Annotated in this window: 14 protein-coding genes; 8 read left to right on the top strand and 6 right to left on the bottom strand. The window is 74.0% G+C overall.

The annotated features are described in order from the left end of the window. The first annotated feature begins 6 nt into the window (after window positions 1–6). From AC54T2_RS19410 to AC54T2_RS19400, 3 genes are read left to right on the top strand one after another with little or no spacing between them, the layout of a single operon-like run. Window positions 7–720: a methionyl-tRNA formyltransferase gene (locus tag AC54T2_RS19410; RefSeq protein ID WP_496666986.1), complete on the top strand. Its 714-nt coding sequence runs from the start codon at window positions 7–9 to the stop codon at window positions 718–720. Then, entirely contained in the window at window positions 717–1,130 is a 414-nt protein-coding gene (locus AC54T2_RS19405) for an MmcQ/YjbR family DNA-binding protein (RefSeq protein ID WP_496666984.1), read from the top strand. The genes AC54T2_RS19410 and AC54T2_RS19405 overlap by 4 nt, the downstream gene beginning before the upstream one ends. Beyond that, window positions 1,123–2,451, top strand: a complete 1,329-nt coding sequence (locus AC54T2_RS19400; RefSeq protein WP_496666983.1) for an RsmB/NOP family class I SAM-dependent RNA methyltransferase — start codon at window positions 1,123–1,125, stop codon at window positions 2,449–2,451. Before AC54T2_RS19405 ends, AC54T2_RS19400 begins: the two co-directional genes overlap by 8 nt. 13 nt (window positions 2,452–2,464) lie before the next feature. On the opposite strand, the gene AC54T2_RS19395 is transcribed toward AC54T2_RS19400, so the two are convergent. Beyond that, window positions 2,465–3,199, bottom strand: coding sequence for an AAA family ATPase (locus AC54T2_RS19395; RefSeq protein WP_186342126.1), 735 nt, complete (start codon window positions 3,197–3,199; stop codon window positions 2,465–2,467). Window positions 3,200–3,367: 168 nt separating this feature from the next. On the opposite strand from AC54T2_RS19395, the gene AC54T2_RS19390 reads away from it, so the two are divergent. Together AC54T2_RS19390 and ligD are read left to right on the top strand one after the other, a co-directional pair. After that, window positions 3,368–4,465 (top strand): hypothetical protein, encoded by a 1,098-nt coding sequence (locus AC54T2_RS19390; protein WP_496666982.1) that lies wholly within the window; start codon window positions 3,368–3,370, stop codon window positions 4,463–4,465. 36 nt (window positions 4,466–4,501) lie between these two features. Continuing rightward, the gene (gene ligD, locus AC54T2_RS19385) at window positions 4,502–5,476 is read left to right on the top strand and encodes a non-homologous end-joining DNA ligase (protein WP_186342128.1); all 975 of its coding nucleotides are present in this window, start codon (window positions 4,502–4,504) and stop codon (window positions 5,474–5,476) included. A 36-nt stretch (window positions 5,477–5,512) separates the two neighbouring features. Here ligD and AC54T2_RS19380 read toward each other — a convergent pair whose 3' ends face one another. Beyond that, window positions 5,513–5,743 (bottom strand): hypothetical protein, encoded by a 231-nt coding sequence (locus tag AC54T2_RS19380; protein ID WP_186342129.1) that lies wholly within the window; start codon window positions 5,741–5,743, stop codon window positions 5,513–5,515. Between the two features lie 171 nt (window positions 5,744–5,914). Between AC54T2_RS19380 and rpe the strand changes: the two genes are divergently transcribed. Further along, the gene (gene rpe, locus AC54T2_RS19375) at window positions 5,915–6,577 is read left to right on the top strand and encodes a ribulose-phosphate 3-epimerase (RefSeq protein ID WP_186342130.1); all 663 of its coding nucleotides are present in this window, start codon (window positions 5,915–5,917) and stop codon (window positions 6,575–6,577) included. A gap of 154 nt (window positions 6,578–6,731) precedes the next feature. Here the strand turns inward: rpe and AC54T2_RS19370 are convergent, their stop codons facing one another. Next, on the bottom strand, window positions 6,732–7,607 hold the full coding sequence (locus AC54T2_RS19370; protein WP_496666981.1) for a hypothetical protein: 876 nt from the start codon (window positions 7,605–7,607) through the stop codon (window positions 6,732–6,734). 60 nt (window positions 7,608–7,667) lie between these two features. On the opposite strand from AC54T2_RS19370, the gene AC54T2_RS19365 reads away from it, so the two are divergent. Continuing rightward, complete coding sequence (locus AC54T2_RS19365) at window positions 7,668–8,036, top strand: LssY C-terminal domain-containing protein (protein ID WP_496666980.1); 369 nt, start codon at window positions 7,668–7,670, stop codon at window positions 8,034–8,036. Between the two features lie 352 nt (window positions 8,037–8,388). Here the strand turns inward: AC54T2_RS19365 and AC54T2_RS19360 are convergent, their stop codons facing one another. The 3 genes from AC54T2_RS19360 to AC54T2_RS19350 all read right to left on the bottom strand — a co-directional run bounded on the left by AC54T2_RS19360 (window position 8,389) and on the right by AC54T2_RS19350 (window position 10,090). After that, window positions 8,389–8,760 (bottom strand): hypothetical protein, encoded by a 372-nt coding sequence (locus AC54T2_RS19360; protein WP_186342132.1) that lies wholly within the window; start codon window positions 8,758–8,760, stop codon window positions 8,389–8,391. Between the two features lie 122 nt (window positions 8,761–8,882). Continuing rightward, window positions 8,883–9,110, bottom strand: a complete 228-nt coding sequence (locus tag AC54T2_RS19355) for a DUF5703 family protein (protein WP_179620627.1) — start codon at window positions 9,108–9,110, stop codon at window positions 8,883–8,885. Window positions 9,111–9,142: 32 nt separating this feature from the next. Further along, on the bottom strand, window positions 9,143–10,090 hold the full coding sequence (locus AC54T2_RS19350) for an aldo/keto reductase (RefSeq protein ID WP_186342133.1): 948 nt from the start codon (window positions 10,088–10,090) through the stop codon (window positions 9,143–9,145). A gap of 64 nt (window positions 10,091–10,154) precedes the next feature. Here AC54T2_RS19350 and AC54T2_RS19345 point away from each other — a divergent pair, with 64 nt between their 5' ends. Continuing rightward, the gene (locus tag AC54T2_RS19345) at window positions 10,155–10,979 is read left to right on the top strand and encodes an undecaprenyl-diphosphate phosphatase (RefSeq protein WP_241005401.1); all 825 of its coding nucleotides are present in this window, start codon (window positions 10,155–10,157) and stop codon (window positions 10,977–10,979) included. The last annotated feature ends 14 nt before the right edge of the window (window positions 10,980–10,993 follow it).

The raw sequence follows: 10,993 nt of genomic DNA, 5'->3' as shown, positions 1-10,993 counted from the left end.
GCTGCGTTGCGCCCAGACGCGTCCCCTGTGGTGGCCGATGGTTCCCTGCTTCCGAAGTCGGCGCTCGACTTGGTGCCGCAGGGGGGGATCACCCTCCCTTTCTCTTTGCTCCCTTCTGGGCGCGGCGCCCCGCCGGTGCAGCACTCGCTCTGGGCCGGTGACGAGGTCACCGGCGCCACGACGTTCCGCATCGTCAAGGCGCTCGACGCCGGACCCGTCTTCGGGGTGATGACCGAGCGGATCCGCCCGACCGACACGGCGGGCGACCTCCTCGCCCGGCTCGCGGAGGGCGGCGCCGGACTGCTGGTGCAGACCCTCGACGGGATCGAGGACGGCACCCTCGAGGCGCGTGAGCAGCCCGAGGACGGCGTCTCGTTCGCGCCCAAGATCCTGGTCGAGGACGCCCGGGTCGATTGGACCCACCCCGCCGTCGCCATCGACCGCCAGGTGCGCGCGTGCGACCCCGCGCCGGGCGCGTGGAGCACGTACGAGGGCGAGCGCATCAAGCTCGGCCCCGTCCGCCCGGTCGATCGGGACGCACTGGCTCCCGGCGTCCTCGAGGTCACCAAGAACGCCGTCTTCGTCGGCACCGCCACCACGCCGGTCGAGCTGGGCCAGGTCAAGGCCTTCGGCAAGAAGCAGATGTCCGCGGCCGACTGGGCCCGGGGCGTACGCCTGCAGTCCGGGGCGACGCTTGGCGAGGCGGACGTGCCGTCGTGACCAGGCCGGCCTGCCCCGAGGACGTCGACGTGATCTGCGGCGGCCTGCCGGAGACCGAGCTGGGGATCTCGTGGGGCGACCGGCCGACCTGGAAGGTCCCTCGCGGCGAGAAGGGCAAGGGCTTCGTGCTCTACCGGGCACCGCACAAGACGGCGGTCGACCCCGAGACCGGCGAGATGTGGGACGACCTGGTGGTCATCACGACCCCGACCGAGGTCGAGAAGAACGCGCTCGTCGCGGACGAGTCGACCCCGTTCTTCACCATCGACCACTTCCGCGGCCACAGCGCCGTGCTGGTGCGGCTCTCGCGGCTCGGGGAGATCGACCGCGACGAGCTGGAGGAGATCATCACCGACGCCTGGGCCGCCAAGGCGCCCAGGAAGCTGGTGCGGGAGCACCTCGGTGACTAGCCGACGCCGGCCGGTCGACAAGGCGCGCCGTGCCGCGCTCGACGTCCTGACCGCCGTGCGCGTGGACGACGCGTACGCCAACCTCGTGCTGCCCCAGGTGTTGCGCAAGCACGGACTCGACGGCCGCGACGCCGGCCTGGCCACCGAGCTGGCGTCGGGCGCCATCCGGATGCACGGGCTCTACGACGCCGTCATCGACGCCTGCCTCACCCGTCCGCGCCTGCAGCCCGAGGTGCGCGACGTGCTGCGGCTCGGCACGCACCAGCTGCTCTCCATGCGGGTGCCCGACCACGCCGCGATCTCCACCAGCGTCGACCTCGTCCGGGCGAGCGTGGGCCAGGGCCCGGCGGGGCTGGTCAACGCCGTGCTGCGCACCGTCAGCCGCCGCGACCTCGCCGGGTGGGTCGCCGAGGTCGCGCCCGATGCGGCGACCGACCCGCACGGCCACCTCGCCGTGGCCCGCTCCCATCCCCGCTGGGTGGTCGACGCGCTGGCCGAGGCGCTCGGCTCCGACGACGAGCTCGACGCGCTGCTCGAGGCCGACAACGCGGCCCCGCGGGTCACCCTCGTCGCCCGACCCGGCCTGGCGAGCGTCGAGGAGCTCGAGGCCGCCGGCGGCACCCGCACCGGACGCTCGCCCTACGCCGTCACGATGACCGGTGGCGACCCGGGTGCCGTCCCGGCCGTCGCCGAGGGCCGCGCCGGCGTGCAGGACGAGGGGTCCCAGCTCGTCGCGATCGCCCTCGCCGACGCTCCGCTGGAGGGCCGCGACTCCCGCTGGCTCGACCTGTGCGCCGGCCCCGGCGGCAAGTCGGCGCTGCTCGGCGCCCTCGCCGCTCGACGCGGAGCCGTGCTCCTCGCCAACGAGCGCCAGCCCCACCGTGCGGCGCTCGTCGCGTCGGCCCTGCGGGCACTGCCCGACGGGACCGCACACGTGGTCGCCGGCGACGGCGTCCGGCCGGCGTGGGTGCCGGGCACCTTCGACCGCGTGCTCGTCGACGCCCCCTGCTCCGGGCTGGGCGCGCTCCGACGCCGACCCGAGTCGCGCTGGCGGCGACGGCCCGACGACGTCGCGGACCTGGCGGGCCTCCAGCAGGCGCTGCTCGACGCCGCGCTGGAGTCGGTGCGACCCGGCGGCGTGGTGGTCTACGCGACCTGCTCGCCCGTCGTCGCCGAGACCACCGAGGTGGTGCGCTCGGTGCTCGCCCGACGCGCCGACGCCGACGAGGTCGACCGCTTCCAGCTCTGGCCGCACCGCGACGGCACCGACGCGATGTTCGCCTCCACCCTGCGGCGCCGGGCCTGGTCCGACAGGGACTGACCGGACGCGGACCTCAGTCGTCCTGGAGGTGCCGCAGGTAGGCCCACGGGTCGGCGAGGTAGCGACGCCAGTGCTCCACCACCTCGAGCTCGTCCCAGGCCGCCTCGCGCAGCCCCCACGGCCCGGCCTCCAGGATCCGCGCCCCGGGCATGGCGGCCAGCACGGGTGAGTGCGTCGCGCACAGCACCTGACCGCGTCGCGCGACCACCCGCTGCAGGGCCGCGACCAGGCCCAGCGTCGAGGAGAACGACAGGGCGGCCTCCGGCTCGTCGAGGCAGAAGAACCCCGGCCCGGTGAACCGCGACTCCAGCACGGCCAGGAACGACTCGCCGTGGCTCATCTCGTGGAACGCGATGTCGCCGCCGAGGTCCTCGACGTAGGAGTACCACCCGTGCATCGTCTCGGCCCGCAGGAAGAAGCCCCACCTGCTCGCCCCGGCGCCACGCACCAGCTGGAGCGCGTCGCTGAGCGGCGACTCGGTGGGCCGTGTCGAGTGCCGGCTGTGGGTGCTGCCGCCCTCAGGCGAGAGCCCGAACGCCACGGCCACTGCCTCGACCAGGGTCGACTTGCCCGAGCCGTTCTCGCCGACGAGGAAGGTGACTCCCGGCCCCAGGTCGAGCCCCTCGTTCATCACCTGGGCGACGGCGGGGACGGAGGCGGGATAGCGGCCGGGAGCGAGCTCGTGGTCACCGCGCGCCTCGATCCGGCGTACGGGATGGCGGGCAAGGTCCTCTCCCCGCAGTGGCATGGCGACAACCTAGCGAGCGCGATCGGGCTCCGGCCGAACGGCCCGGGGCGGGTCACCATCGGGGTGACTTCGAGACCCGGAAGGTTCCCATCCGCGTGACGGACGCGCATGATGGGACACAAGCTCGGCGCACCGCCAAGGGCGTGCCGTGGCACGAGAGCAGGGGACATGCGGGTGCGCAGGATCTGGGGGGCCGTCGCCGCCACCGCCGTGGCGGTGACGCTGGGGACGTCCCTGTCCGGTCCCGCCGGCGCCGAGGGCGGCTCCCACACGCTGTCGGGTCCCGCCACGGGCGACCCCGATCTCTACCTCACCTACGTCCGTTGCGACGACCTCATGGCCGACGCGGCCGCGCCCGGCTCCCGCATCAACCTCGGTCCCTACGCCGCTCCGCTCGGTCGCCGCTCGCTGGGTCTCGTCCCGGCCGGCGGGGGCAGCGCCTCCGGGCCCTACGCATCGTTCCCGTCGCTGGCCCGCCTCGACTCCTCGGTCGCGGTCGCGGCGACGGGCGGCAGCTCCGGCGTCTCGTGGGTCATGGCCGTCACCCGGCAGAGCCCCCGGGGCACCGCCTGGCGCGGCCGGGCCGCGCTCTCTGCGCCGCCCGGGGGGTGGACGACCGTGTCGACCTCCGCGACCACCTACGACTGGGCGCTGGTCGACCTGGCCTCCGGCAGGGTGCTCGACCGCGCCGGGACGGCGACGCCCGCGGGCTTCGCCGCCGAGCACGGTGACGGCCCGGGCTTCGCGATCACCGGCTTCGGCTGCGACGGCCGGGCGTTCAACCTCGACGCCGTGCGCGCCTCCGGGTCCACCCTCGACTTCGAGGGCGTCTCCCTCACGACCACCGTGGCCGCCGGCAGGCAGCAGGTGCAGGCGGGCCAGGAGGTCGAGCTCACCGGACGCGTCACCGACGCCTCCGGACGCCTGACCGGCGACCCGCTCGTGCTCGAGTCCCGCTCGCCGGGCGGCCAGTGGGCCCCGGTCGGCAAGCCCGTCCTCGCCGGCCGCGACGCGGTCTCGCGCGTCGTCGTCCCCGTCTCGGCGACCACCGACTACCGCTGGCACCGCCCCGAGAGCCAGTACGCCGACGAGGGCTGGTCGGACACCGTGACGGTCAGCGTCGCGCCGCAGGACGGCCCCGAGGGCCAGGCAGGCGGCCAGAGTCAGGGCGGCGGCCAGGGTCAGGGCGGCGGCCAGGGCAACGGCGGTGGCCAGCCGGGGGAGCAGCAGCCCGAGCCCGCGTCGGAGCCCCTCACCTCGCAGTAGCGCGCCGGAGGCGCCCGTCCCGGCTAGGCTCCTGACGTGCCGTCGCCGTTCACCGAGATCGAGGTCGACGACCGCGTCGTCAAGGTCACCAACCCCGACCGCGTCTACTTCCCGCCCACCTCGGCCGCGCCCCAGGGGGCGACCAAGCTCGACCTCGTCGAGTACTACCTCGCCGTGGGCGACGGTATCGTCAACGCACTCCTCGAGCGCCCGTGCATGCTGCACCGCTTCCCCAAGGGCCTGGCCGGCGACAAGGTGCATCAGAAGCGGCTGCCGGCCGGCGCCCCGGACTGGGTCGAGACGGTGCAGCTGTTCTTCCCGCGCTGGAAGCGCACGGCCGACGAGCTGTGCGTGACCGAGCTGGGCAGCGTGATCTGGGCGGTGCAGATGTCGACCGTCGAGTTCCATCCGTGGAACAGCCGGCGCTCCGACACCGAGAAGCCCGACGAGTGGCGCATCGACCTCGACCCCGGCCCGGAGTGCCCCTGGGAGGTGGTGCAACGGGTCGCCCACGTGGCCCACGAGGTGCTCGACGAGCTCGGCGCCGTCGGCTTCCCCAAGACCAGTGGCGGGTCCGGGATGCACGTGTACGTGCGGATTTCACCCGACCACGGCTTCCAGGACGTACGGCGTGGCGCGCTGGCGTTCGCGCGGGAGGTCGAGCGGCGCGCCGGGGGAGAGGTCACCACCGCGTGGTGGCGCAAGGATCGCGACCCCTCGCAGCTCTTCGTCGACTACAACCAGAACGCCCGCGACCACACGATCGCCGCCGCCTACTCGGTGCGTGGCGTGCCGGAGGCGCGCGTCTCCGCGCCGGTCCGGTGGGACGAGGTCGACGACTGCGTGCCCGACGACTTCACCCTCTTCACGATGCCCGCGCGGTTCGCCGAGATCGGTGACCTCCACGCCGACATCGACGACCACCCCTTCGACATCGCGCCCCTGCTGGCGTGGGCCGACCGCGACGAGGCCGCGGGCGCGGAGGCGCCTCCCGAGCCCGAGGACGCGTAGTCCCCAGCCCCACCGACCGCGGCGGCCTGACGTCCGTCAGCGGGTCGTGGGCGAGCGCCGACCCGCTGCCCTGACGCGACGGACGTGGGCCTCCCACTGGGCCCACGTCATCGTCTCGTCCATGTCCCAGTCGGGGTGGTCGAGCGCCGTGGAGGAGACCGCCGCGGTCGCCTGCAGCGCGGGTGCGCCGGCCATGACCGCGCGGTAGACCATGTACTCACGTCGCGTGAACACGCGGTCCCGGGCGTCGCGGGCAGCCGAGCTCATGGCGGGCGACCCTACGTGAGGACTCGCCTCCTGGCCACGCCTCCAGGGCGGTGGTGCGTCGCCGGGCAGCGCCACCACGATGCCCGCCCGGGAGCAGTCGATCGCCACGGCCCCCACGGGTCGGGGACGACCCGGGACCGTGCGGCCCGGCGTAGTCACTAGGCTCGTCCCGTGGGCATCCAGATCACGCCGAGCATCCTCAACGCCGACCTGTCGCGCCTCGCCGACGAGGTCGCCCGGATCCCCAGCGCCGACTGGGTCCACGTCGACGTGATGGACAATCACTTCGTCCCCAACCTCACGCTCGGCCTGCCGGTCGTCGAGGCGCTCGGCCGACACGCGAGCCAGCCCCTCGACGCGCACCTGATGATCGAGGACGCCGACCGGTGGGCGCCGGCGTACGCCGAGGCGGGCTGCGCGTCGGTCACCTTCCACGTCGAGGCGACGCGGGCGCCGGTGCGGCTCGCCCGCGAGATCCGGGCGCAGGGCGCCCGCGCGGCGATGGCGCTCAATCCGGCGACGCCGATCGAGCCCTACGAGGCGCTGCTGCCCGAGCTCGACATGGTGCTCGTGATGACCGTGGAGCCCGGCTTCGGCGGGCAGAAGTTCCTCGACCTGTGCCTGCCCAAGATCCGCACCGCCCGCGCGCTCATGCGCAAGCATGGCGTGGAGACCTGGCTCCAGGTGGACGGCGGGGTGTCGCTGGAGACCATCGAGCGCTGCGCCGAGGCCGGGGCCGACGTCTTCGTCGCGGGCTCGGCCGTCTACTCCGCCGACGACCCCGACGCCATGGTGCGCGAGCTCCGCGCGGCCGCGGAGGCCGCCGCGACCTGAGCCGGCCGTCGGGGTGGGGGCGGTCCGCGGATCGGCCGCATGACCGAGGCTGACGAGTTCGCAGGGCACGCCCGGCCAGCCGGCGGGCTCTCGTCGGTGAGCCCGGTGGGGCGCACGGATGGCCCCTTGTTGCGAATCGCGTGCGGCAAGGGGACTACGGCACGCTGGCGGCCTCCTCGCTGGGTGCCTCCATCTCGCCGTGCCGCGCCAGGCTGACCGCACCGCAGACCGAGAGCAGGAAGCCGGCGGCGGCGACCGGTCCCCAGCCGGCCCGCGTCTGGTCGCCGAGGAGGAAGAGCCCGACCAGCGCCGGCCCGACCGTCTCACCGACCACCAGCGGCGCGGTCGCCCGGGTGACGCTGCCGCGCTGCAGGGCGATCGAGTAGGTGAGCATGGCCACCCCGCCGGCGACCGCCAACGCATAGGTGGCCGGACTACGCAGCAGGGGTCCGACCTCGTCGAGGAGGTGCTCGGGGGAGAGGTCGCCCGGGAGGATCCGGGAGGCCACCGCGGTGACGCCGTACGCGAGGCCGGCGACAGCGCCCAGGGCGGTGGCGCCCGCCGCACCGCGGAGCCGGGCCAGCGGGACCGCCGCCAGCCCGAGGAGCACGGCGGCGACCAACGTCCCCCACTGCTCGGCGCGGCTGACGTCCACGCTGCGGTCCTCGGTCGCCGAGACCCCGACCAGCACGAGGCCGGCGACCACGACGACCAAGCCGATCCTGTCGAGCCGGCGCAACGGCATCCGGAGGAAGACGGCGCCGAGGATGGCGGTGATCGCCAGGAAGCTCGCCACCACCGACTGGACGACGAAGAGCGGGAGGCTGCGCACCGCCACCAGGCTGAGCAGGAAGCCGAGCCCGTCGAGGCAGACGCCCAGCACGTACCGCCAGTTTCGCAGCAGTCGGACCAGCAGCCGGGGGTCCAGCCCTTCGACCGGGGCGGCGCTGCGGCTGGCGAGCGCCTGGAGGATCGAGGACACGCCGTAGCACCAGGCGGCCCCTGCTGCAGCGACCAGTCCCGCGAGCACCCTGCCACGATAGCCCGACAGACTCTGGTCGCCCGGGGGTCCCTCGTGGATCCTGACCAGATGCGGGGCATCGACGGGGAGGGGCCTTTAGAGGACCGGAGGCACTCCGCCTCCGTCCTCGACGGCTGGTTGCTCCCGGGCGGGTTCCGGGCCGACTGGCTGGCCGCTGCCACCTACGACCGCCGGGTCGGACCCTCGCTCTTCACGGGGCAGTTCACGCACCGCATCGACGCGGACGTCGACGTCGAGCGCGACTTCGTGCTCGCGTCGGTCCAGCGTGCGGTGCCCTCGGCCGGGCTCTCGGTGATCACGAACTTCTCCTCCGGCTACCACCACCGCAACGGGGGAGGGACCGGATCCGGACGGACGGGGACCTGCCGGTCCTCGACCTGCGCGGCACGCCCGGGCCCGACCCGGAGCCGACGGTGAGTCCGCGGCGATGCCCTCCGGTGGTGGCGCTGGGCGCGGGGGTCGCCGTGGGCAGGTGGCGCGGGACTACGCGCTGGGGCCCCGGGAGGCCACGGCCGGAGGAGGCGCCGGCTCAGGCGGCCCACCCGGCGCGCGCGTGCTGGCGCGCGTGCTGGCGCTGACCGGCACCCTGGCCGGGGTCCTGTGCTCCGGCTTCGTCCTCGACTGGGTGCCGCGCGGGTTCGAGGGGATGACTCACGTCGTGAGCGAGCTCGCGGCCGTGGGCGAGCCGTACGCGGTGCTCCTGCGCTCGGCCGGCGGGCCGGTGAAGGGCGTGCCGGGCTCGTCGGGCTGGTGGCTCCGACGACGCGCGTCAGTGCAGGCCGCGGTCGTCGACCTGCTGGCTGCGCAGGTGCGAGCCGTGCCGCGTCTGCTCCTCCAGCCGCCGGTGGTCGGCCACCAGGGTCCCGCCCTCCAGCTCGTCGGCGCGCGCCTGCACCTGTTCGAGCCGCGTGATCCAGGAGTCGACCTCGCGGGCGACGTCGTCGAGCCGCGCGGCGGGCAGCACGATCGCGTCGCCCTCACTCCGCAGTCCGGGCTCGGCGGATGCCAGCCCGTCCACCTCGTAGGTCGTCAGCGGCCGGGTCAGCCGGATCCGCACCGGGTAGGTCTCGCGGTCCACGTCCGCCGGGTCGACCGCGAGCTCGACGATCCCGAGTGCCGGCCTGTGCTTGCGTGTCGCCATCTGCGTCGTCCCCTCACCGGGTCCGGGGTGGCCCCGTCCCTTCGAGTCGACCACCCGAGTCGGGGGACGTACATGGGGTCCGGACCCCATCGACGTGGACCGAGGTCCGCGGTGCTGTCGGGTCAGCCGGCGAAGAGGGTGAGCCGCTGGCGGATGATCTTGCGGCGCAGCACCACGCGGCGCTTGCCGTCGTTGCCGATGCGGAGCCGGTCGAGCTCCCAGCCGCCGTGCTCGGCCCGCTCCACGAGCACCCGGGTCACCACGTTGCGGGAGAAGTCCTTGGGGAGCACGAGCGTCTCGAACTCCCACTCCACACCACGCCCGGGCGGGCGGCGCTGGATCCTCGCCATGTCTTCTCTCCCTTCTCGCGGGGGGTGAGACGTCAGTCGGTGGACACGTCGTCGAGGGCCTCGACGATCTCCGGTGGCAGGGTCAGCTCCTCGGTGCCGAGAGCGCCGTCGAGCTGGGCGGCGGTGCGCGCGCCGACGATCGGTGCGGTGACCCCGGGGCGGTCGCGCACCCAGACGAGGGCGACCTCCAGCGGCGACCAGCCCAGTCCGTCGGCGGCGCGGGCGACGGCCTCGACGATGCCGCGGGCCCGCTCGTCGAGGTAGGCGCCGACGAACCGGCCGAAGTGCTCGGTGGCGGCACGGGAGTCGGACGGGGTGCCGGTGCGGTACTTGCCCGTGAGCACGCCACGGCCCAGCGGCGACCAGGGCAGCACGCCGAGGCCGAGCGCCCGGGCCGCGGGCACGACCTCGTGCTCGACGTGCCGGTTGAGCAGCGAGTACTCCACCTGGGTGGAGGCCAGTGGCGTACGCCCGGGGACCGCGCGCTGCCAGGTGGCGGCCTGGGCCGTCTGCCAGCCGGTGTAGTTGGAGACCCCGACGTAGGACGCCCGGCCGGAGCTGACGGCGAGGTCGAGGGCGCTGAGGGTCTCCTCGAGCGGGGTCTCGTCGGTCCACACGTGGACCTGCCACAGGTCGACGTGGTCGACGCGCAGCCGCTTGAGCGAGGCGTCCAGTGCGGTCAGCAGGTGGCCGCGCGAGGTGTCGGTCACCCGCTCGCCGGTGCGGCGCGAGATGCCGGCCTTGGTGGCGAGCACCAGGTCCGCACGGGCGACGACGTCGCCGACGAGCGTGCCGATGAGCTCCTCGCTCGCACCGTCGCCGTAGCCGGCGGCCGTGTCGAGCAGGGTGCCGCCGGCCTCGGCGAACGCGACGAGCTGGTCGCGTGCCTCGTGCTCGTCGGTGTCACGGCCCCAGGTCATGGTGCCGAGGCCGAGCCGGGAGACCTTGAGCCCGGTCGCGCCGAGGGAACGCTGCTGCATGGGGGTGAGGGTAGCCACGGGTGGTGCGCGGATCACACCTGACTCGCCCGTAGGCTCGTCCCCCGTGACCGATCTCCTCAAGGCCGTGGTCCTCGGCGTGATCCAGGGACTGACCGAGTTCCTCCCGATCTCGAGCAGCGCCCACCTGCGCATCTACCCCGAGCTCTTCGGTTGGGGCGACCCGGGAGCCGCCTTCACCGCCGTCATCCAGATCGGCACCGAGCTGGCCGTGCTCATCTACTTCCGCAAGGACATCTGGCGGATCGGCAACGCCTGGGTGCGCTCGCTGTTCAAGGCCGAGTACCGCGGCAGCTTGGACGCGCGGATGGGCTGGTTCATCATCGTCGGCTCCCTGCCGATCGTGGTCCTCGGCGTGCTGCTCAAGGACGTCATCGAGCGCGACTTCCGCAACCTGTGGATCATCGGCTGCACGCTGATCGTGATGGGTGTCGTGCTGGGCGTCGCCGACCGCGTCGGACGCACCGACCGGCCGCTGCGCAAGCTGACGCTCAAGGACGCGCTGCTGATGGGGGGCGCCCAGGCGCTCGCCCTGATCCCCGGGGTCTCCCGCTCCGGCGCCACCATCTCGATGGGCCGCCTCCTCGGCTTCGAGCGCGAGGCCGCGACCCGGTTCGCCTTCCTGCTCGCCATCCCCGCCGTCGTCGGCGCCGGGCTGTTCGAGCTGAAGGAGATCCCCCACGGGCACAACGACTTCGGCTGGGGACCGACCCTCACCGCGACGGTCGTCTCCTTCGTCGTCGGCTACGCCGCCATCGCCTGGCTGCTGCGCTACGTCAGCACCCGCTCCTACACGCCGTTCGTGGTCTACCGCATCCTGCTGGGCGCCGGCACGCTGATCCTGCTCGGCGCCGGGGTGCTGGCCGCCTGACCGGGTCGGGTCAC

This window comes from Nocardioides sp. Z35_8, from assembly GCF_059621125.1.
Note: the sequence above shows the minus strand (reverse complement) of the source record. Positions and strands in the feature narration are given on the sequence as shown.

Coding starts and splice junctions, on each gene's coding strand:
- AC54T2_RS19395 (WP_186342126.1), bottom strand. CDS start 3,199: ATGCCACTGCGGGGAGAGGACCTTGCCCGCCATCCCGTACGCCGGATC.
- AC54T2_RS19390 (WP_496666982.1), top strand. CDS start 3,368: ATGCGGGTGCGCAGGATCTGGGGGGCCGTCGCCGCCACCGCCGTGGCG.
- AC54T2_RS19380 (WP_186342129.1), bottom strand. CDS start 5,743: ATGAGCTCGGCTGCCCGCGACGCCCGGGACCGCGTGTTCACGCGACGT.
- AC54T2_RS19365 (WP_496666980.1), top strand. CDS start 7,668: ATGCGGGGCATCGACGGGGAGGGGCCTTTAGAGGACCGGAGGCACTCC.
- AC54T2_RS19360 (WP_186342132.1), bottom strand. CDS start 8,760: ATGGCGACACGCAAGCACAGGCCGGCACTCGGGATCGTCGAGCTCGCG.
- AC54T2_RS19355 (WP_179620627.1), bottom strand. CDS start 9,110: ATGGCGAGGATCCAGCGCCGCCCGCCCGGGCGTGGTGTGGAGTGGGAG.
- AC54T2_RS19350 (WP_186342133.1), bottom strand. CDS start 10,090: ATGCAGCAGCGTTCCCTCGGCGCGACCGGGCTCAAGGTCTCCCGGCTC.